We start from the raw sequence: 20,905 nt of genomic DNA on the forward strand, positions 1-20,905 counted from the left end.
GGGGGGCAGGATCGGCCGGAAAAGCGGCTGCGCCGGGTGGTGGGCGGCTGGTAGCCAGCCTGTATGGATGAGCTGTTGACCGAGCGACTCGCGCTGCACCCCCTCACCCCCGACGAGGCCGAGCGCATCGTCGGCATGGCCCCCGCCCCCGGGGACCGGTGGGCCGAGGGGTATCCCGCCGAGGGGGACATCGCCGGGGCGCGGGGGTTCCTGAACGGGTGCGTCACCCATGGCGACCCCGGGGTGTTCGGGGCGTACGAGATACGGCGGCGGGTGGACCGGGTCGCCATCGGGGGGATCGGGTTTCACGGGCCGCCCGACGGCCGGCGGTTCGTGACCGTGGGGTACGGGCTGATTCCGGGCGTGCGGGGGCAGGGGTACGCCGCGGAGGCGCTGCGCGCGCTCCTCGCCCTGGCCCGCGACCAGGGGGCCGCCGGCGCCAAGGGCGACGCCGATCTCGGGAACGTCGCCTCGCAGAGGGTCATGGAGGCGGCCGGAATGCGGTACGCGGGGGAGGACGAGCGGGTGCGGTACTACCTGGTGGCCTTCCCGCCGAGGACCTGAGCGGCTGCCCCGCCCCTCCCCTCAGCGTTCCGAGAGTTCCGACGGGGCCTCCTGGACCACCCAGCCGTTGCCGTCCGGGTCCGTGAAGGTCATGAACGAGTTCCACGTCTCGCCCTTGCCGTCCTCCCAGCCCGTGGCCCCGACATGGCGGATCGGCGTGACGTCCACGCCCCGCCCCGCCAGCTCCTCGCGCGCCGCCTCGATGTCCGTGACGCAGAGCTGGAGGCCCTGCAGACTGCCCGGGGCCATCGGCTTCGTGCCGGGCATCGGCGGCATGCCGCTCTCCATCGAGATCGAGCAGCGCGAGCCGGGCGGCGTCACCTGGATGATGCGGATCCCGGGCGCGACCTCCGTGTCGAGGTCGACCGTGAAGCCGCACCTGTCGCCGTAGAACTCCTTCGCCCGGTCGAGGTCGGTCACGGGGACGAGGACGACTTCGAGCGTCCAGTTCATGGAGGTCTCCTCAGAAACGCCAGCGGGTCTGGCCGAACGGCTCGCCCTTGGCGAAGCCGAACACCGTGCGCGGCGCGACGGCGAACACCAGGGCGGTCCCACCGTCGCCCACGAACGCCCCGTCGCGCACGTCGAATCGCCAATCGGGTCCGTACTTCCCGACATACGCGTCGGCCAGCACCCGCAGCCGCGCCTCGTCCGTCACCGGCACGGCCTCGCCCTCCACCACCAGGTCGAGCCCCTCGCCGAGCGAGGGCGTCCCGGTCGTGAGGACGACCTCCCGGTTCTCCTCCAGGTTGCGCGCCTTGCGCTCGTCGGGGCCGGTGCAGAAGTGCAGCGCGTCCGCCGACCAGACCGCGATCAGCGGGGTGACATGCGGGCGCCCGTCCGGGCGGACGGTGGTCAGCCAGAAGACTTCGGCCTCGGCCAGCCGGCCGGCCGCCGCCGACCACTCGGCGGGGCGGGCCTTCGGGTCACTGAAACGGGCGTCCAGCGTCGGTACGGGGGTCATGGCGGCTCCCTCTCCAGAGGTACGGGTGTCCGTACGTAAGACCCTGGACCCGCCCCGGACTCATCGCACCGCGGGCGTGGCCGCCGGCGTCCAGTGCAGCGTCCCGTCCAGACCCATCGCCGCCACCCCGTCCACGACCCCGCCGGGCGCGCCCGAGAAGAGGAAGTTCTGCAGCGTCCACAGCGGCGTCGCGGCCGTGCGCCCGCCCCCGCCGGTCCCGGTGACCGTCCCCGTGCCCGCCCGCCCGAGCGCCTCGGGGGCCGTCGCCAGGACACCCGTACGGGCGCGGACCGCCAGCATGCCGGGTCCGCCGCCCACCGGGCCGAAGCCCGCGACGCCGCCCGCCAGTTCGGTGACCGGTGACGCGGGGCCGCCGCCCGTGCCGGGGAGGTCGGCCGTGCGGAGGTCGCCCGAGGCGGGCTTGCGGAACCAGAGCCGTACGCCCTGCCCGTCCGGCGAAGGGCTCGCGTTCAACGCCAGCGTCGTCGCCGGCAGACCGGTGGGCCGCGGTCCGCCCAGCGGGGCGCCCGGGTGTTCCTGCGACCAGGTGAGGACGGTCGTGGCGGTGCCGGCGAGGACATGGATGCGGCCCGCCGCGTCCGTCGTCGCCACCGGGTCGCCGTGGACGGCCTCGGTGGCCGGCCCGCTCAGCTGCCGCCAGGGACCCCAGCCGCCGTCGGGCCGCTGCTCGCGGGCGGTCAGCCGGTGGCCGCTGTCGCGCACCACGACCGTGGCCCGGCCGGAGCCGTCCACCGCCACCGTCGGGGCGCTGATGTCGGAGGTGCCCCGGGCGTCGCTCTCCTCCGGGGTGCCGAGCGACCGCCACGGCCCGAACGCGCCGCCCCGGGCGGCCTGCTCGGTCGTCACGACCTCACGGTCGTACGACCGTGCCGACCCGCCGATCGTCGTCCGCGTACCGAAGACGGAGATCCGCCCGTCCGGGAGGCGTACGGACGTCACGCCGCTGTCCAGGCCCTCGCCCGGGAGGAGGACCGGCCCCCGCCACTCGGCGGCCGTGCCCGCGGGCCTCGTCCACACGGCGAGGCGCCCGTCGAGGACCGAGAAGGCGTGCAGAGCGCCGTCCGCGTCGCGCTGCACCCAGGAGGTGGAGGTGCCCCGGGCGTACCGGACGGTCTGGGTCCAGCCGTCGCCGGCGGGCCGCCCCGCGACCTTGAGATCGCCGCAGCCCGCCGGGTCGGCGCAGTCGTTGATCCCGTCCGACCAGGCGTACGTCCTCACGGTGCGCAGCTTGGCCTCGGCCGACGCGGGGTCGAGGGTGTGCGGCAGCGAGCCGGTGGGGTAGCCGAGGTAGTTCTGCACGCCGAAGTGCGGGCGGGACCCCGCCGCCGCCGCGTACCGCTCCAGTGCCGCCTGGGCGAACCGCGCGCCGTACAGGTGGTCCTGGTGGTCCCTGAACTTCCCGCTCTCCGGGTGGAGGCCCGGTGTCGGGTCCTGCATCCGGACGAAGGTGGGGCGGATCCGCTTCAGGAGCCCGGTGAGCGCCTCGATCACCTGGTGCTTGCTGTACGTGAAGTCCGTGGCGACCGGCGTGCCCGTGGCGCGCTGGGAGGCGAGGACCGGGACCCGCCCGTTCCACAGGCCGTTGAGGCTGTGCGGGCGGTCGGCGTTGATGGCGCCGGCCTCGCGCAGCTGGAGCCAGACCAGGCTGATCTGCGGTGCGGCGCGCAGGGTGTCGAGCTCGGCGGCCCCGCCGCCGACGGTGGGTACGGACACGCGGTCCCAGGGGCTGGTGCGGCTGCCGGTGGCCATCTCGGCGTACGCCGCGCGTATGCCGTTCTGCCGGGCCGCGGCGAAGCCGGCCTTGTCGGGCCCGGGCCGCTCGGCGGCGCCCCGCGGGGCGTTGACGCCGTCCGACTCGCCGGAGGTCAGGTACACCGTGGTCAGGGGCCGGCCGGAGCGTATCGACTGGGCGGTGTCCGGATTCATGAAGTACAGGTCGTCGTCCGGGTGGGCCACGATCTGCGCCACGGAGACCTCGGGGGTACGGGACGGATCCGCGTCCTTGCTCCCCGCCCGCTCGACGCTGTTCTTCCCGGCCTGCTTCACCGCGGGCGTGGGCTCCGCCGCCCGGCTCCCGGTCGCCGGGGCCCCCAGGACGGAGCCGGAGGTCAGCTGGAGGAGTCCCACGAAGGAACCGGCGACGACGGCGGTCGTCGTCAGCACGGAGACAGGACGGAGGCGGCGGCGGACGGGCATCTGCTGTGTGTGCGCTTTCAAAGAACGGATCAGGTGGCGTGCGTCAGGAAGACGGACCTATAAGGAATACGGTTCATCGCGGGTGAACGGTGAGGAATGTGTGAGGCGTCACGTGTGATCTGAGGCGAAACGAAGGCCATGGCTTCCGTGGGGCGGGCCGCGCGCCCCGGGGCGACCGGGCCACCGGCTGCGGATACGCTCGAATGCGGAGCTGGAACGGGCGGAGGGAGCGGCGGATGACGGTGCCGGGGCGCAGGAGCAGTACCTTCAGCCGCCTGCTGCGGCACGGGTTCACCGATCCGTCCGGCGCCGAGCGGCTGCTCGACCTCCCGGAGCTGTCCGCCCTGCGCGGCGACCCGGTGCTCCTCGACGCGCTCGGGGCGACCGCCGACCCCGACCTGGCCCTGCGCGGTCTCGTCCGGCTCGTCGAGGCGCAGCCCGAGGAGGAGCGCCAGACGCTCGCCTCCACGCTGCTCTCCGCCAAGCCCTTCCGGGACCGGCTCCTCGGAGTGCTCGGGGCCTCGGAGGCCCTCGCCGACCATCTGGCCCGGCACCCCCTGGACTGGAAGGCCCTGGTCACCTACGAGGCCGTCGACCTGAACCCGGGGGTCGCCGAGTTCGAGCACGGGCTCGTCGACGCCGTCGACGCCGTCACCCTGCGGGTCGCCTACCGCCGCTGCCTCCTTGCCATCGCCGCGCGGGACGTCTGCGGCACCGCCGACGTCGCCCAGACCGCCGCCGAGCTGGCCGACCTCGCCACCGCGACGCTGCGCGCCGCCCTCGCCATCGCCCGTACCGCCGCCCCCGCCGACGCGGCCCACTGCCGGCTCGCCGTCATCGCCATGGGCAAGTGCGGCGGCCACGAGCTGAACTACGTCTCCGACGTCGACGTGATCTTCGTGGCGGAGCCCGTCGAGGGCGCCGAGGAGGGCAAGGCGATGCAGGCCGCGACCCGGCTCGCCTCCCACCTCATGCGGATCTGCTCCGAGACGACCGTCGAGGGCACCATCTGGCCCGTCGACGCCAACCTGCGCCCCGAGGGCCGCAACGGCCCCCTCGTGCGCACCCTCTCCTCCCACCTCGCCTACTACCAGCGCTGGGCCAAGACCTGGGAGTTCCAGGCGCTCCTCAAGGCCCGGGCGGTGGCGGGCGATCCGGAGCTGGGCTCCGAGTACATCGAGGCCGTCTCCCCGCTGGTCTGGCAGGCCGCCGAGCGCGAGAACTTCGTCCCCGACGTGCAGAAGATGCGCCGCCGGGTCGTCGACAACATCCCGGTCGCCCAGGTCGACCGTGAGCTGAAGCTCGGCCCCGGCGGGCTCCGGGACGTCGAATTCGCCGTCCAGCTCCTGCAGTTGGTGCACGGGCGGGGCGATGCCACGCTGCACAGCGGCAAGACGCTCGACGCGCTGCGGGCGCTCGCCGCCGGCGGCTACGTCGGCCGCGCCGACGCGGCCCAGCTGGACGAGGCGTACCGCTTCCTGCGCGCGATGGAGCACCGCATCCAGCTCTACCGCCTGCGCCGCACCCATCTCGTCCCCGAGGGCGAGACCGATCTGCGCCGCCTCGGCCGCTCGCTCGGGCTGCGCACCGACCCGGTCGCCGAGCTGAACAAGGAGTGGAAGCGGCACGCCTCGGTGGTCCGCCGGCTCCACGAGAAGCTCTTCTACCGGCCGCTGCTCGACGCCGTCGCCCAGCTCACCCCCGGCGAGAGCCGGCTCAGCTCGAAGGCCGCGGGCCAGCGGCTCGAAGCGCTCGGGTACGCCGATCCCGCCGCCGCCCTGCGCCATCTGGAGGCGCTCGCCTCGGGGGTCACCCGCAAGGCCGCGATCCAGCGGACGCTGCTGCCGGTGCTGCTCGGCTGGTTCGCCGACTCCGCCGACCCGGACGCCGGACTGCTCGGCTTCCGCAAGGTCTCCGACGCGCTCGGCAAGACCCCCTGGTACCTGCGGCTGCTGCGCGACGAGGGCGCGGCGGCCGAGAACCTCGCCCGGGTCCTCTCCGCCGGACGGCTCGCCCCCGACCTGCTGCTGCGCGCGCCGGAGGCGGTGGCGATCCTCGGCGATCCGGAGGGGCTGAAGCCGCGCGGACGTGACCATCTGGAGCAGGAGATCCTCGCGGCGGTCGGCCGCGCCGGCGGTGCCGAGCAGGGCGTCACCGCGGCCCGCGGGGTGCGACGCCGTGAGCTGTTCCGTACCGCCGCGGCCGATCTCATCGGCTCGTACGGCACGGAGGACAGCCCCCGTGAGCTCGACCCGGGCGCGCTGGTCGACCGGGTGGGCCTGGCGCTCACCGACCTCAACGCGGCGACGATCGCGGGCGCGCTGCGGGCCGCCGTGCGGGAGGGCTGGGGCGACACCCTGCCGACCCGGTTCGTGGTCATCGGCATGGGCCGCTTCGGCGGTCAGGAGCTCGGCTACGGCTCCGACGCCGACGTCCTGTTCGTGCACGAGCCGCGCGAGGGCGTGGACGAGCAGGAGGCGGCCAAGGCGGCGAACCAGGTCGTCTCCGAGATCCGCCGGCTCCTCCAGGTCCCCACCGCCGACCCGCCGTTGCTCATCGACGCCGATCTGCGCCCGGAGGGCAAGAGCGGCCCCATGGTCCGTTCGCTCAAGTCGTACGAGGCCTACTACCACCGCTGGTCGCTCGTCTGGGAGAGCCAGGCGCTGCTGCGCGCCGAACCGATGGCGGGCGACCGGGAGCTGGGCGCGCGGTTCGTCGAGCTGGTCGATCCGCTGCGCTATCCGGCCGAGGGGCTCGGCGAGGACGCGGTGCGGGAGATACGGCGTCTGAAGGCCCGTATGGAGACCGAGCGGCTGCCGCGCGGCGCCGACCCGACCCTCCACACCAAGCTCGGCCGGGGCGGTCTGAGCGATGTCGAGTGGACGGTCCAGCTGCTGCAGATGCGGCACGGCTGGGCCGAGCCGGGCCTGCGCACCACCCGTACCCGCGAGGCCCTGGCCGCCGCCCACGCGGCGGGCCTCATCCCCACGGACGAGGCCCAGACGCTGGACGAGGCCTGGGTGCTGGCGACCCGCGTCCGCAACGCGGTGATGCTGGTACGGGGACGGCCGGGCGACACCTTCCCCTCGGACGGGCGCGAACTGGCCGCGGTCGGCCGGTACCTGGGCTACGGCCCCGGCCACGTCGGGGAGATGGTGGACGACTACCGGCGCATCACGCGCAGGGCCCGGGCCGTGGTCGAGGAGCTGTTCTACGGGGCGTAGGCGCGAGCCCCCTCCGGGGCGTAGGCGCGAGCCCGCGTCGAGGGCGGCTGCCCCGCGCCGGGGCGTAAGGGCGAGCCCCGCTCCGGGGCGCCGGCCCCGTGCGTCAGTCGTCCGCGTGCTCCAGGAGCGCCCGGCAGTGGATGAGGAACGCCTCCAGGGCCAGATCGAAGGCGGCGTCCGCGCGGGACGGGCCCACCGCCTCCAGCGCCCTGGCCAGGCGGGGGGTCGTGTTCTCGTCCGGCAGCTCCCACATGGCGTCCGGGGCCGCGAGGTCGAGCGCCGATCCCAGGACCAGGTTCTCCAGGGCGACGATCACCGTCATGACGTCGGCGTTGTCGAAGCCGACGGCGAGCAGCAGGGTCACCGCCGCCTCGTACTGGGCGAGCACCTTCGGGGCGCGGACCGGTGAGGTCATCAGCATCGGGATGGCCCGGGGGTGGGCGGCGAAGGCCGCGCGGTAGGAGCGGGCCCAGGCCGCCATCGCCGCGTCCCACGGCTCCGCGTCCAGCGTGGAGCCGTCGATCGCCTCGCTGACCCGCTCGCGCAGCAGTTCCACGATTCCGTCGCGGCCGTCCACGTGGTGATACACCGACGCGGTCTGCACCCCGAGCCGCTTGGCGATCTGCGGGACGCTGAACTCACCTCGTTCGTCGACGAGTTCGAGCGCCACGGTGGTGATCCGCTCGCGGTCGAGGAGGGGTCTGCGCGGTCGGCCCATGAATGGTTTCCCCCTGGTCAGGTCTTCCCGAATCGTTGGACGCGAGGTTACATTGCGCGAACCGAAAGCCTTTAGGTTTCCTGCCGCGGAAGGGCTTCCCCTCCCATGCCTTCACCGACCACCACCGCTCCCGAGGGGCTGAGAACCGGCACGCTCTCCACCGCCGACATCTCGTTCTTCGTCGTCTCCGCCGCCGCCCCGCTCACCGTCATGGCCGGCGTCGCGCCCATCGCCGTCGTCCTCGGCGGCATCGGCGCCCCCGCCGGCTATCTCCTGGCCGGAATCACGCTCGCGGTCTTCGCCGTCGGGTTCACCACCATGAGCCGCCACGTCCGAAGCGGCGGCGCCTTCTACGCGTACATCACCCGCGGCCTGGGCAAGCCCGTCGGCATCGCCGCCGCCCTGCTCGCCATGCTCGGCTACAACGGCATGGAGATCGGCGTCTACGGCCTGCTCGGCACCGCCACCGCCGACACCGGCCACGCCCTGGGGGGCGTCGACATCCCCTGGCTCCCCGTCTCCCTCGCCGGACTGCTGCTCATCTGGTACGGCGGCTTCCGCTCGATCGACTTCGGCGCCAAGCTCCTCGGCGTCCTCCTCGTCGCCGAGACCGGCATCCTCGTCCTGCTCGCGGGCGGCGTGCTGATCGACGGCGGCGCGGACGGCCTCTCCCTGGACTCGTTCGCCCCCGGCAACGTGCTCGTCCCGGGCAGCGCGGCCGTCCTGGCCTTCGCCTTCGCCGCCTTCACCGGCTTCGAGTCGACCGTCATCTACCGACGGGAGGCCCGCGACCCGAACCGCACCGTCCCCCGCGCCACCTACTTCGCCGTCGGCTTCCTGGGCCTCTTCTACGCCTTCGTCGTCTGGACCGTCATCCAGGCCTTCGGCCAGGACAAGGTCGTCCAGGCCGCCGCCGACGACCCCGGCGGGCTCTTCTTCGCCGCCATCACCACCTATGTGGGCGCCTGGGCCGCGGACCTGATGCACCTCCTGATCGTCACCAGCGTCCTCGCCTCGCTCCTCGCCTTCCACAACGCGATCAACCGCTACGGCCTGGCGCTCGCGGAGGAGGGCGTGCTGCCCGCCGCCTTCGGCCGCGTCCACCCGCGCCACCGCTCCCCGTACGTCGCGGGCATCGCGCAGACCGCCCTCGGCGCCGTCGTCGTCCTCGCCTTCGCGGCCGCCGGAGCCGACCCGTACCGGCAACTGCTGCTCTGGGTGAACACACCGGGCATGATCGGACTGATGGTCCTCCAGCTGCTCGCGGCGCTCGCCGTGCCGCTGTTCTTCCGCCGCATCAGCCACGACGAGGGGAAGCTGCGCACGGTGGTCGCCCCCGTCGCCGCCCTCGTCCTGCTCGGCGGGGCGATCGGCCTCGTCGTCACCCACGTCGACCTCTTCACCGGCGCCTCCACCACCGTCAACACCGTCCTGATCTCCCTCGTCCCCACCGTCTTCGTCCTCGGGCTCCTCCTCGCGCTCCGGCTCCGCCGCACGCGCCCCGAGGTCTACGCCGCCTTCGCCGCGGAGCCCGCCGAACCCGCCGAACCCGCACCCACCGCTGGAGAAGAGCCGTCGTGCCCGCACCCGACCTCGTCCTCGTCGACGCCCGCGTCCGCACCCTCGACCCCGCCCGTCCGCACGCCACTGCCGTCGCCGTCCGGGACGGACTGATCACGGCCGTCGGCGACGCCACCGACGCCCGCGACTGGCGCGGGCCCGGCACCGAGACGATCGACCTCGGCGGCGCCACGCTCACCCCCGGCCTCACCGACGCCCACAGCCACCCCGTCTGGGGCCTGGAGATGTTCACGGGCACCGACCTCTCCGCCGTGCGCGACCTCGACGGGCTCCGCTCCGTCCTCGCCACCGCCGAACGCCGCGACGGCTGGATCATCGGCGCCGCCCTCGACCACAACGTCTTCGGCGGCCGGCCGATCCACCGCGAGCTCGTCGAGGACGTCCTCGGCGGTGCCCCCGCCCTCCTGCGTCTCTACGACGGACACTCCGCCCTCGCGAGCGAGACGGCCCTGAAGGCGGCCGGCATCGAAGGCCCCCGGACCTTCGCCCAGCGCTCCGAGATCGTGTGCGACGCCGACGGGCGGCCCACCGGCCACCTGATCGAGCACGCCGCGATGGACCTGATGACCCCCGTCCTGCCCGCCCAGCCCTACGCGGAGCGGCGCGACCGGCTCGTCGAGCTGCTGACCGCCATGGCCGCCACCGGGCTGACCGGCGCGCACGTCATGGACCTCGGCGGCCAGGACGTACCCGGGCTGCTCACCGCCCTGGAGTCGGACGGCGACCTTCCGCTACGGCTCCGGCTGGCGCCCTGGTGCATGCCCGGAGCGACCGCGGAGGAGCTGGACGAGCTGGTACGGCTCCAGGAGCGGTCCGGACGGCTGTGGCGCGTCGGAGGCGTCAAGTTCTTCATGGACGGCACCGTCGAGGGCGGCACCGCCTGGCTGGAGCACGCCGACTGCCACGGCCAGGGCACGGACGCCTTCTGGCCGGACCCGGCCGCCTACTCGGCCGCCGTCCGCCACCTCCACGAGGCCGGGATCGGCACCGCCACGCACGCGATCGGCGACGCGGCCGTCCGGCACGTCCTCGACACCGTGCAGTCGCTCGGCGGCGGCGGGCCCCGGCACCGCATCGAGCACATCGAGACCGTCCCCGACGACCAGCTCGGACGGTTCGCGGCCCTCGGCGTCGTCGCGTCGATGCAGCCCCCGCACACCGCGTACACCCGAGCCGACCACACCGACGAATGGTCCAGGCGGCTCGGTGACGTACGGGCGGACCGCGCCTGGCGCTGCCGTGACCTGCGGGAGGCAGGGGCCCACCTCGCGCTCGGGTCGGACTGGCCCATCGCCCACTACGACGCCCGTCAGGTCCTCGCCACCGCCCAGGCGCCCCGCGGCGCCGCCTCCGCACGGCACGGGCTGACCGGTCTGATGGCTCTGGAGGGCCTGACCACGCACGCGGCGGTCGCGGCGGGGGAGGAGCGGCTCGGCGGCCGGATCGCGCCGGGACTGAGGGCGGACCTGACCGCCTTCACGGTCGACCCGGTCGAGGCGCCCGCCGACGAGACCGAGAAGGCGCCGATCCGGCTCACCGTCGCGGGCGGCCGCGTCACCCACAGGGCCTAGCGGGAGAGCCCAGCCCTCTCCTGCTCGTCCTCGCGGTCCGTACGGGACCGCGGGGACGGGCCGCCCCTGGCCACCGGCGGCGCCGGTTCGACCAGCTTGGGCAGATGGTGCGGCAGCGCGCCGTACCAGAAGTACGAGACGGTGAAGCCGAAGGCGAGGCAGATCATGCCGCCCACCGCGTCCAGCCAGAAGTGGTTGGCGGTGGCCACGATCACGACCAGCGTGGCCGCGGGGTAGAGCAGGCCGAGGATGCGCGCCCAGGGCGCCGAGGCCAGGGTGAAGATGATCAGACCGCACCAGAGCGACCAGCCGATGTGCATCGACGGCATCGCCGCGTACTGGTTCGACATGTGCTTGAGGTTGCCCGAGGCCATCGAGCCCCAGGTGTGGTGGACCAGGACCGTGTCGACGAAGGACTGGCCGTTCATCAGCCGGGGCGGCGCGAGCGGATACAGGTAGTAACCGACCAGGGCCACACCGGTGGTGGCGAACAGGACCGTACGGGACGCGGCGTAACGGCCCGGCTGCCATCGGTACAGCCAGACCAGCACACCGATCGTCACGACGAAGTGCAGGGTGGCGTAGTAGTAGTTCATCGAGACGATCAGCCATGTCACCGAGTTCACGGCGTGGTTGACGGTCTGCTCGAAGGCGAGCCCGAGGGACTTCTCGACGTCCCAGATCCAGTCGGCGTTCTTCAGCGCCTGGGCCTTCTGCTCCGGCACGGCGTTGCGGATGAGCGAGTACGTCCAGTAGCTGACGCCGATGAGCAGGATCTCGAACCAGATCCTGGGGCGTCGTGGCGTACGCAGGCGGGCCCGCAGCCCGTCACCGTCCGGAATGGGTGACGGGCCGGCCGCCGTACTGCCTTCCAAAGTTTTCACGGTCGCTTCACCCATGGGAGGAGAGTCTGCCAGATCCAATCTCTCCGTCCGATCATCCCTCCGACGGGTTCGAGGCGCACACGCTCCGCCTTGAGAGGGAGGGACGGTCAGGGGTTCCCCTGACTCGGGGCGGAAGCGGTTGAACCACGAACGACCAGCTCAGGCATGAAGACGAACTCGCTGTGCGGGGCCGGGGTGCCCCCGACCTCCTCGAGCAGCGCCCGGACCGCCGCCTGCCCCATCGCCTGCACGGGCTGGCGGATCGTGGTCAGCGGCGGATCGGTGAACGCTATGAGCGGGGAGTCGTCGAAGCCGACCACGGAGACATCCCTGGGGACCTGGAGCCCCTGCTGGCGGGCGGCCCGGATCGCGCCGAGCGCCATCATGTCGCTCGCGCAGACGACGGCCGTGCACCCGGCGGAGATCAGGGCGCCCGCGGCGGCCTGGCCGCCCTCCAGGGTGTAGAGGGAGTGCTGGATCAGCTCCTCGGACTCCTCCGGGGAGAGCCCGAGCCGCTCCTTCATCCCGCGCTGGAACCCCTCGATCTTGCGCAGGACGGGCACGAACCGCTTCGGGCCCACCGCGAGCCCGATCCGGGTGTGGCCGAGCGCGGCGAGGTGGGTCACCGCCAGCTGCATCGCGGCCCGGTCGTCGGGCGAGACGAAGGGCGCCTGCACCTTGGGGGAGAAGCCGTTGATGAGGACGTACGGGACGCCCTTGCCGCGCAGCTGGTCGTAGCGGGTCATGTCGGCCGTCGTGTCGGCGTGCAGCCCGGAGACGAAGATGATCCCGGAGACACCCCGCTCGACGAGCATGTCGGTGAGCTCGTCCTCGGTGGACCCGCCGGGGGTCTGCGTGGCGAGCACGGGGGTGTAGCCCTGCCGGGTCAGGGCCTGCCCGATGACCTGCGCGAGCGCGGGAAAGATCGGGTTGTCCAGTTCGGGGGTTATCAGCCCGACCAGTCCGGCGCTGCGCTGACGCAGGCGCACCGGACGCTCGTATCCGAGGACGTCGAGTGCGGCAAGCACGGATTCACGGGTGGCCGAGGCCACACCGGGCTTGCCGTTGAGCACGCGGCTGACTGTGGCTTCACTGACCCCCGCCTGGGCTGCGATGTCGGCAAGCCGCGCGGTCATGGGATTGGACTGTACCGGTCGCACGTCAGATTGCCCACCAAACGCAGGAGTCGGCGGGAACCCGGACGCCCGGCGCATACGCGACGCGGGCGGCGAACTCGCCTGCGGGGGAGGGGAGTACGGGACCGCCCGCATCGTCGCCGAGCCGTGCGCTGGTCAGCAGCGGGGCCCCGGAGAGGGGCAGCTCCACCTCCCGTTCCGTCGTGTTCAGGGTGACCAGTACGCCTCCGCCGGGCGCGGTCCGGCGGAAGGCGAGGACCCCTTCCGGGAGGCCGTCCAGCCACTCCACCGCGTCGCCCGCGCCCAGGGCGGGGTGCTCCCCGCGCAGGCGCAGGGCCCGGCGGTAGAGCTCCAGGGTGGAGGAGGGGTCGGCCTCCTGGGCGGCGACGCTCAGGGCTGCCCACTCCGGGGGCTGGGGGAGCCAGGTCCCGCCCGGCCCGAAGCCGTACGACGGTCCGTCGGCCGTCCACGGCAGCGGCACCCGGCAGCCGTCGCGCAGCCCGTCCTGGCCGTCCCCGCGCAGGAACGCCGGGTCCTGCCGTACCTCGTCCGGGAGGTCCATGACCTCGGGCAGGCCCAGCTCCTCGCCCTGGTAGACGTAGGCCGATCCGGGCAGCGCCAGCATCAGCAGCGCCGCGGCCCGGCCGCGCGCCGGGCTTCCGTACCGGGTGGCGTGCCGCACGACGTCGTGGTTGGAGAGCACCCAGGTCGTCGGGGCGCCGACCGAGGCCGTGGCGCGCAGCGACTCGTCGATGACCGACCGCAGCGCGGCCGCGTCCCAAGGGCAGTTGAGGAACTGGAAGTTGAAGGCCTGGTGCAGCTCGTCGGGGCGGACGTACAGCGCGAGCCGCTCCGGTGTCGGCGCCCACGCCTCCGCGACCCCGATGCGATCGGGGCCGTACGACTCCAGGAGCCGGCGCCAGCCGCGGTGGATCTCGTGCACCCCGTCCTGGTCGAAGAAGGGCAGCCGCTGGATGCCGATCAGCTTCGCCTGCTGCCCCTGCCCGATGTCGGGCAGGCCCTCCGCCTTGACCATGCCGTGGGCGACGTCGATGCGGAAGCCGTCCACCCCCAGGTCCAGCCAGAAGCGGAACACGGAGTCGAACTCGGCCCGTACGTCGTCGTTCCGCCAGTTCAGGTCCGGCTGCTGGGGCGCGAAGAGGTGGAGGTACCAGCTTCCGTCCGCGACCCGCGTCCAGGCCGGGCCGCCGAAGACCGACTCCCAGTCGTTGGGGGGCTCGGAGCCGTCCGGCCCCCGCCCCGGACGGAAGACGTACCGGTCCCGGCCCACCCCCGCGAGCGCCTGCTCGAACCAGGCGTGCCGCTCCGAGGTGTGGTTCGGCACGATGTCCACGATGACCTTCAGGCCCAGCTCGTGCGCCGCTCGCACCAGGTCGTCGGCGTCCGCCAGGTCTCCGAAGACGGGGTCCACCGCCCGGTAGTCCGCCACGTCGTAGCCGCCGTCCGCCTGCGGGGAGGCGTAGAAGGGCGTCAGCCAGACCGCGTCCGCGCCGAGCCGGGCGATGTGCGGCAGCCGTTCCCGTACGCCCCGCAGGTCCCCGATGCCGTCGCCGTCGCTGTCCGCGAAGGAGCGGACGTACACCTGGTAGATGACGGCGTCCCGCCACCAGCCGGTGCCGGCGGCGCTTGCGCAAGAGCTTGCGGAGTCCGACGGCGACGGTGAGGTGAGCTCATGGGCCATGTGCGGTGTCCCTCTCGCGTGTTCCGGGAACGGGGCGTCGTACTGACAACGAGGTCGGGCCGTGCGTGAAACGGTCCTGCAAGAGATGATGCAAAGACTTGCAGGCCCTGTGGGTAGCCGCAAGAGGGCCTGAGAGGGGCCTGAGGTCGGGTGTCAAGCGACTCGTCGGCAACCTTCAGGACACGCCGATGTAACGATCGCCGCTCCTTGCAGAAAGTTCTCGCAAGCTCTTTCGGCTCGTTTTCATCCCTGTTACGTTCCTGGCAACCCGGCGCGCCGCGAGGGAGCGGTCGCATGAGGCAGGTTCCAGCCCCTCGTCCCCCCGGGATCAGTTGAAGGAGTTCACATGCGGCGTGGCATAGCGGCCACCGCGCTGGTCGCGGCCCTGGGCGTGACCCTGGCGGCGTGCGGAAGCGACGACGGTTCGACGAACGGCGGCTCGAAGAGCTCCGGCGAGCTGTCCGGCACCGTTACCTGGTGGGACACCTCGAACGTGGGCAGCGAGGACAAGGTCTTCAAGAAGCTGGCCGAGGGTTTCACCAAGAAGCACCCGAAGGTCACCGTCAAGTACGTGAACGTGCCGTTCGGTGAGGCGCAGAACAAGTTCAAGAACGCCGCCCAGTCCGGCTCCGGCGCCCCCGACGTGATCCGCTCCGAGGTCGCCTGGACCCCCGAGTTCGCGGACCTCGGCTACCTGGCCCCGCTCGACGGCACCGCCGCGCTGAAGGACGACAAGGACTTCCTGAAGCAGGCCGCCGCCTCCACCAAGTACAACGGCAAGACCTACGGCGTGCCGCAGGTCATCGACTCCATGGGCATCTTCTACAACAAGAAGATCTTCAAGGAGGCCGGTGTCGAGGCGCCGAAGTCCATCGACGAGCTCAAGTCCGTCGCCACCAAGATCAAGGAGAAGACCGGCAAGACCGGCCTGTACCTCCGCGGTGACGACGCCTACTGGTTCCTCTCCTTCCTGTACGGCGAGGGCGGCGACCTGGTCAACGCCGAGCAGAAGAAGATCACCGTCGACAACGCCGCCGGTGTGAAGGCCCTGGCCACCGTCAAGGACCTGGTCGACTCCAAGGCCGCGATCACCGACGCGACCAACGGCTGGGACAACATGCAGGCCGCCTTCAAGGACGGCAAGGTCGCGATGATGATCAACGGCCCGTGGGCCGTCGCCGACACCTTCGCGGGCAAGGAGTTCGCCGACAAGGCCAACCTGGGCATCGCCCCGGTTCCCGCCGGCTCCGCCGGTCAGGGCGCCCCGCAGGGCGGTCACAACCTCGCCGTCTACGCCGGTTCCAAGAACCTGGACGCCTCCTACGCCTTCGTCGAGTACATGACCTCCGCCGAGGCCCAGGCGACCACGGCCAAGGAGCTCAGCCTGCTCCCGACCCGCGAGTCCGTCTACATCAAGCCGGACGTCGCGAGCAACGAGATGATCGGGTTCTTCAAGCCGGTCGTCGACAAGGCCGTCGAGCGCCCGTGGATCCCCGAGGGCGGCAGCCTCTTCGCCCCGCTGCAGACCGAGTACACCAAGGTCCTGACCGGTCAGGCCACCCCGGAAGCGGGAGCCAAGGCGACGGGTGACGCCTACCGCAAGCTCCTGAAGGACTGGAAGTAACAAGGAAGGCAGGCCGGCTGATGGCTGTGGACACCAGCAGCCAGTCGGCGGTGAAGGCCGCGGGCGACATCGCCCGCGGCCGGCACCGTGGTACTGGCAACTCCGAGGGGAAGGTTCGCCGCTCCCTCTCGACCCACTGGTACGCCTGGGCGATGGTCGCCCCGGTGGTGCTGGTGATCGGCGTGATCATCGGTTATCCGCTGGTCCGCGGGATCTACCTCTCGCTCACCGACGCCAACGAGCGGAACGTCGCCCGCAGCATCGGTGTCAACGAGATCCCGGCCACCTACGAGTTCGTCGGCCTGGACAACTACGCCGACGCGATCACCGGGAACCAGTTCCTCGGTACGCTCGGCTGGACGCTGGTGTGGACGGTGGCCTGTGTCTCCGTCACCTTCGTCCTCGGCCTGGCCCTCGCCAACATCCTCAACCGCAGGATCGCCGGCCGCTCCGCCTACCGGATGCTGCTGATCCTGCCCTGGGCCGTGCCCGGCTTCGTCTCGGTCTTCGCCTGGCGCTTCCTGTACGACGAGCGCCGCGGCATGCTCAACCAGATCCTGGCGGGCGGCGGCCTCGACGCCGTGCCGTGGCTCAACGACCCGACCTGGGCCAAGTTCTCGGTCATCGCCGTCAACGTCTGGCTCGGCGTGCCGTTCATGATGGTCGCCCTGCTCGGCGGCCTGCAGTCCATCCCCGGCGAGCTCTACGAGGCCGCGGAGATGGACGGCGCGAACGCCTGGCAGCGCTTCCGCAACATCACGATGCCCGGTCTGCGGTCCGTGTCCACCACGGTCATCCTCCTGAGCACCATCTGGACCTTCAACATGTTCCCGGTGATCTTCCTGCTCACCCGGGGCGGGCCCGGCGAGGCCACCCAGATCCTGGTCACCCAGGCGTACAAGTTCTCCTTCGAGATCAGCCCCCGTGACTTCGCCCAGTCGTCCACCTGGGGCGTCCTGATCCTGGTCCTCCTGATGGCCTTCGCCGCGATCTACCGGCGAGTCCTCCGCAAGCAGGGAGAAGTCTGGTGACCACCGCCACGAACACCCCGATCCGCGGCCGCCGTTCGCCGCTCGCCTCGGTCGGTCTGCACGCCACGCTGATCGTGGCCTCCGTGATCGCCGTCTTCCCGGTGCTGTGGGTCCTGCTCACCTCCCTGAAGCCGGCGAAGTACGCGACCACCACCGACTTCTTCAAGGAGACGACGCTCGCGAACTACACGGACCTGCTGGAGAACACCGAGTTCCTCACCTGGTTCGGCAACTCGCTGCTCGTCGCGGGACTCACCACGGTCCTCGGCGTCTTCATCGCCTCCACCACCGGCTACGCCGTCAGCCGCTTCCGCTTCCCCGGCAAGCGCGGGCTGATGTGGACGCTGCTGATCACCCAGATGTTCCCGGTCGCCGTCCTGATCGTGCCGATCTACAACATCATGTCGTCGCTGGGGCTGCTGAACAGGTCGGCCGGCCTGGTCATCACGTACCTCACCATCGCCGTTCCGTTCTGCGCCTGGATGATGAAGGGCTTCTTCGACACCATCCCGCGCGAGATCGACGAGTCGGGCCAGGTCGATGGCCTCAACCCGTTCGGCACCTTCTGGCGGCTGATCCTGCCGCTCGCCAAGCCCGGCATCGCGGTGACGGCGTTCTACTCCTTCATCACCGCCTGGGGCGAGGTCGCCTACGCCTCCGCGTTCATGGTCGGGGACGAGAACCTCACCCTCGCGGGCGGTCTGCAGAAGTTCGTCAACCAGTACGGCGCCCAGTGGGGCCCGATGTCCGCGGCCTCCGTGCTCATCGCCGTCCCGGCGGCGCTGGTGTTCCTCTTCGCCCAGCGGCACCTGGTGACCGGCATGTCCGCCGGCGCCGTCAAGGGCTAGGGCCCAGCGCCCCGTCGTACGTACGCATCTCCTTACCGATCAAGGAAGACATGACCCAGCATCTCGCTGCCCCCGCCGCCGCCCCGACCTCCGGCACGCACACGGGCTGGTGGAGAGACGCGGTGATCTACCAGGTCTACCCACGCAGCTTCGCCGACGGAAACGGCGACGGCATGGGCGACCTGGAGGGCATCCGCGGCCGGCTGCCGTATCTCAGGGAGCTGGGCGTCGACGCCGTCTGGCTGAGCCCCTTCTACGCCTCCCCGCAGGCGGACGCCGGCTACGACGTCGCCGACTACCGGGCCATCGACCCGATGTTCGGCAGCCTCCTCGACGCCGACGCACTCATCCGCGAGGCGCACGAGCTGGGCCTGCGGATCATCGTCGACCTGGTGCCCAACCACTCCTCCGACCAGCACGAGTGGTTCCAGCGCGCGCTGCGCGAGGGCCCCGGATCCCCGCTGCGCGAGCGCTACCACTTCCGCCCGGGCAAGGGCGAGAACGGTGAACTGCCGCCCAACGACTGGGAGTCCATCTTCGGCGGCCCCGCCTGGACGCGGACCATCGACCCCGACGGCACCCCCGGAGAGTGGTACCTGCACCTCTTCGCCCCCGAGCAGCCCGACTTCAACTGGGACCACCCCGCCGTACGCGACGAGTTCCGCTCCATCCTCCGCTTCTGGCTGGACATGGGCGTCGACGGCTTCCGCGTCGACGTCGCCCACGGACTGGTGAAGGCCCCGGGGCTGCCGGACATCGGCGCCCACGACCAGCTCAAGCTGCTCGGCAACGACGTCATGCCGTTCTTCGACCAGGACGGCGTCCACGAGATATACCGCTCCTGGCGCCAGGTCCTCTCGGAGTACGACGGAGAGCGCGTCCTCGTCGCCGAGGCGTGGACCCCGACCGTCGAGCGCACCGCGAACTACGTGCGCCCCGACGAGATGCACCAGGCGTTCAACTTCCAGTACCTGGGCACCCATTGGGACGCCGAGGAGCTGCGCCGGGTCATCGACGCCTCGCTCGCCGCGATGCGGCCGGTCGGCGCGCCCACCACCTGGGTGCTCTCCAACCACGACGTCACCCGGCACGCCACCCGCTTCGCCAACCCGGCGGGCCTCGGCACCCAGCTGCGCGAGCCCGGCGACCGCGCGCTCGGTCTGCGCCGGGCCCGGGCCGCCACGCTGCTGATGCTGGCGCTGCCCGGATCGGCCTACGTCTACCAGGGCGAGGAGCTCGGTCTGCCGGACGTCACCGACCTGCCCGACGAGGTCCGCCAGGACCCGTCGTTCTTCCGGGCCACCGGCCAGGACGGCTTCCGCGACGGCTGCCGCGTGCCCATCCCGTGGACCGTCGAGGGCTCGTCGTACGGTTTCGGCGGCGGTGGCAGCTGGCTGCCCCAGCCGGCCGGCTGGGGCGGGCTCAGCGTCGAGGCGCAGGCCGGCGACCCGGGCTCCACCCTGGAGCTGTACCGCAGCGCGCTCGCCGTGCGCCGCGAGCGCCCCGAACTCGGTGCGGGCGAAGGTGTCGAGTGGCTGGAGGCACCCGAGGGTGTGCTCTCCTTCCGCCGCGACGGCTTCGTCTGCACCGCCAACACCACCGGTCGGGCCATCTCCGTCCCGCTGCCCGGCCGGTTCCTCCTCTCCAACGAGCCCGTCTCCCACGGGGAAGGCGTCGTGGAGCTGCCCGCCGACACCACCGTCTGGTGGGCGGTGTGACCATCCCCCTGCCGCGGGGGGGCGCCGGGAACGGCGCCCCGCGGCTCGCGGACATCGCGGCCCAGTCCGGGGTCAGCGAGGCCACGGTCAGCCGGGTCCTCAACGGCAAGGCGGGCGTGGCCGGCGGGACCCGGCACCGCGTCCTGGCCGCGCTCGACGTGCTCGGCTACGAGCGTCCGGTACGGCTGAAACGGCGCAGCGCGGGCCTGGTCGGCCTGCTCGTGCCCGAGCTGACCAACCCGATCTTCCCGGCGTTCGCCCAGGTCATCGAACAGGTCCTGGCCGGGCACGGCTACACCCCGGTGCTCTGCACCCAGATGCCCGGCGGTGCCACCGAGGACGAGCTGGTCGAGCAGCTGGAGGAGCGCGGGGTCACCGGCATCATCTTCCTCTCCGGGCTGCACGCGGACGCCAGCGCCGATCCGGAACGCTACGTCCGGCTGGCCGCGCGGGGCGTCCCGTTCGTCCTCATCAACGGTTTCAACGAGCGGATCGACGCCAACTTCGTCTCGCCCGACGACCGGGCCGCCGCGCGGATGGCCGTACGGCACCTGGTCGAGCTGGGCCACGAGCGGATCGGCCTGGCGATCGGCCCCACCCGTTACGTACCCTCGCGCCGCAAGGCCGAGGGGTTCGCCGCCGAGCTGCACCGGCTCCTGGGGATGGAGCGCGCGGAGGCCGAACGGTACGTCCGCCCCACGCTGTTCGGTGTGGAGGGCGGGCACGCGGCGGCCGACATCCTGCTCGACCAGGGCTGCACCGGGATCGTCTGCGGCTCCGACCTGATGGCGCTCGGCGCGGTCCGCGCGGTCCGCGCCCGTGGCCTCGACGTGCCCGGTGACGTCTCGGTGGTCGGTTTCGACGACTCGCCGCTGATCGCCTTCACCGACCCGCCGCTGACCACCGTGCGCCAGCCCGTCCAGGCCATGGCGACGGCGGCGGTGGGGGCGCTCCTGGAGGAGGTCGAGGGCAACCCCGTGCAGCGCACGGAGTTCGTCTTCCAGCCGGAGCTGGTGGTCCGCGGGTCCACGGCGCAGCCGCCGGCCGGGGCCTCGCTGCAACTCCTTGCGTAACTCCCTGCATTGAGGGGTCCCAAGGGTTGACCGGGGGTCGGGGCACTCGT

At 72.2% G+C, this 20,905-nt stretch carries 16 protein-coding genes; 9 read left to right on the plus strand and 7 right to left on the minus strand.

What is annotated here, in order from left to right:
* The first annotated feature begins 63 nt into the window (after window positions 1-63).
* Window positions 64-564 (plus strand): GNAT family N-acetyltransferase, encoded by a 501-nt coding sequence (locus tag M5362_RS07655; protein WP_260226571.1) that lies wholly within the window; start codon window positions 64-66, stop codon window positions 562-564.
* A gap of 21 nt (window positions 565-585) precedes the next feature.
* On the opposite strand, the gene M5362_RS07660 is transcribed toward M5362_RS07655, so the two are convergent.
* From M5362_RS07660 to M5362_RS07670, 3 genes are read right to left on the minus strand one after another with little or no spacing between them, the layout of a single operon-like run.
* Complete coding sequence (locus M5362_RS07660) at window positions 586-1,017, minus strand: VOC family protein (protein WP_260226572.1); 432 nt, start codon at window positions 1,015-1,017, stop codon at window positions 586-588.
* Window positions 1,018-1,027: 10 nt separating this feature from the next.
* Window positions 1,028-1,528, minus strand: a complete 501-nt coding sequence (locus M5362_RS07665) for a pyridoxamine 5'-phosphate oxidase family protein (RefSeq protein ID WP_260226573.1) — start codon at window positions 1,526-1,528, stop codon at window positions 1,028-1,030.
* A 60-nt stretch (window positions 1,529-1,588) separates the two neighbouring features.
* Window positions 1,589-3,712: a PIG-L family deacetylase gene (locus M5362_RS07670; protein ID WP_308354861.1), complete on the minus strand. Its 2,124-nt coding sequence runs from the start codon at window positions 3,710-3,712 to the stop codon at window positions 1,589-1,591.
* Between the two features lie 269 nt (window positions 3,713-3,981).
* Here M5362_RS07670 and M5362_RS07675 point away from each other — a divergent pair, with 269 nt between their 5' ends.
* Window positions 3,982-6,969: a bifunctional [glutamine synthetase] adenylyltransferase/[glutamine synthetase]-adenylyl-L-tyrosine phosphorylase gene (locus tag M5362_RS07675; RefSeq protein ID WP_260226575.1), complete on the plus strand. Its 2,988-nt coding sequence runs from the start codon at window positions 3,982-3,984 to the stop codon at window positions 6,967-6,969.
* Window positions 6,970-7,072: 103 nt separating this feature from the next.
* Here the strand turns inward: M5362_RS07675 and M5362_RS07680 are convergent, their stop codons facing one another.
* The gene (locus tag M5362_RS07680; RefSeq protein ID WP_260226576.1) at window positions 7,073-7,687 is read right to left on the minus strand and encodes a TetR/AcrR family transcriptional regulator; all 615 of its coding nucleotides are present in this window, start codon (window positions 7,685-7,687) and stop codon (window positions 7,073-7,075) included.
* Window positions 7,688-7,792: 105 nt separating this feature from the next.
* Here M5362_RS07680 and M5362_RS07685 point away from each other — a divergent pair, with 105 nt between their 5' ends.
* Window positions 7,793-9,361: an APC family permease gene (locus M5362_RS07685; RefSeq protein ID WP_260226577.1), complete on the plus strand. Its 1,569-nt coding sequence runs from the start codon at window positions 7,793-7,795 to the stop codon at window positions 9,359-9,361.
* Window positions 9,265-10,839 (plus strand): amidohydrolase, encoded by a 1,575-nt coding sequence (locus M5362_RS07690; RefSeq protein ID WP_260226578.1) that lies wholly within the window; start codon window positions 9,265-9,267, stop codon window positions 10,837-10,839. Before M5362_RS07685 ends, M5362_RS07690 begins: the two co-directional genes overlap by 97 nt.
* On the opposite strand, the gene M5362_RS07695 is transcribed toward M5362_RS07690, so the two are convergent.
* From M5362_RS07695 to M5362_RS07705, 3 genes are all read right to left on the minus strand, one after another.
* On the minus strand, window positions 10,836-11,738 hold the full coding sequence (locus M5362_RS07695) for a phosphatase PAP2 family protein (protein ID WP_260226579.1): 903 nt from the start codon (window positions 11,736-11,738) through the stop codon (window positions 10,836-10,838). The two genes, M5362_RS07690 and M5362_RS07695, sit on opposite strands and share 4 nt — an antisense overlap.
* A gap of 92 nt (window positions 11,739-11,830) precedes the next feature.
* The gene (locus M5362_RS07700; protein WP_260226580.1) at window positions 11,831-12,859 is read right to left on the minus strand and encodes a LacI family DNA-binding transcriptional regulator; all 1,029 of its coding nucleotides are present in this window, start codon (window positions 12,857-12,859) and stop codon (window positions 11,831-11,833) included.
* Window positions 12,860-12,884: 25 nt separating this feature from the next.
* On the minus strand, window positions 12,885-14,561 hold the full coding sequence (locus tag M5362_RS07705) for a glycoside hydrolase family 13 protein (protein ID WP_260226581.1): 1,677 nt from the start codon (window positions 14,559-14,561) through the stop codon (window positions 12,885-12,887).
* Window positions 14,562-14,907: 346 nt separating this feature from the next.
* Between M5362_RS07705 and M5362_RS07710 the strand changes: the two genes are divergently transcribed.
* From M5362_RS07710 to M5362_RS07730, 5 genes are read left to right on the plus strand one after another with little or no spacing between them, the layout of a single operon-like run.
* Window positions 14,908-16,185, plus strand: a complete 1,278-nt coding sequence (locus tag M5362_RS07710) for an extracellular solute-binding protein (protein WP_260226582.1) — start codon at window positions 14,908-14,910, stop codon at window positions 16,183-16,185.
* A gap of 20 nt (window positions 16,186-16,205) precedes the next feature.
* Complete coding sequence (locus M5362_RS07715) at window positions 16,206-17,216, plus strand: carbohydrate ABC transporter permease (protein ID WP_260226583.1); 1,011 nt, start codon at window positions 16,206-16,208, stop codon at window positions 17,214-17,216.
* Window positions 17,210-18,064 (plus strand): sugar ABC transporter permease, encoded by an 855-nt coding sequence (locus M5362_RS07720; protein ID WP_260226655.1) that lies wholly within the window; start codon window positions 17,210-17,212, stop codon window positions 18,062-18,064. Before M5362_RS07715 ends, M5362_RS07720 begins: the two co-directional genes overlap by 7 nt.
* 50 nt (window positions 18,065-18,114) lie before the next feature.
* Window positions 18,115-19,782 carry a glycoside hydrolase family 13 protein gene (locus M5362_RS07725; protein WP_260226584.1) on the plus strand — a complete coding sequence of 556 codons (1,668 nt, stop codon included), beginning with the start codon at window positions 18,115-18,117 and terminating at the stop codon, window positions 19,780-19,782.
* The gene (locus tag M5362_RS07730) at window positions 19,770-20,855 is read left to right on the plus strand and encodes a LacI family DNA-binding transcriptional regulator (RefSeq protein WP_260226585.1); all 1,086 of its coding nucleotides are present in this window, start codon (window positions 19,770-19,772) and stop codon (window positions 20,853-20,855) included. Before M5362_RS07725 ends, M5362_RS07730 begins: the two co-directional genes overlap by 13 nt.
* The last annotated feature ends 50 nt before the right edge of the window (window positions 20,856-20,905 follow it).

The organism is Streptomyces sp. Je 1-79, assembly GCF_025195125.1.
Classification (GTDB): Bacteria; Actinomycetota; Actinomycetes; order Streptomycetales; family Streptomycetaceae; genus Streptomyces.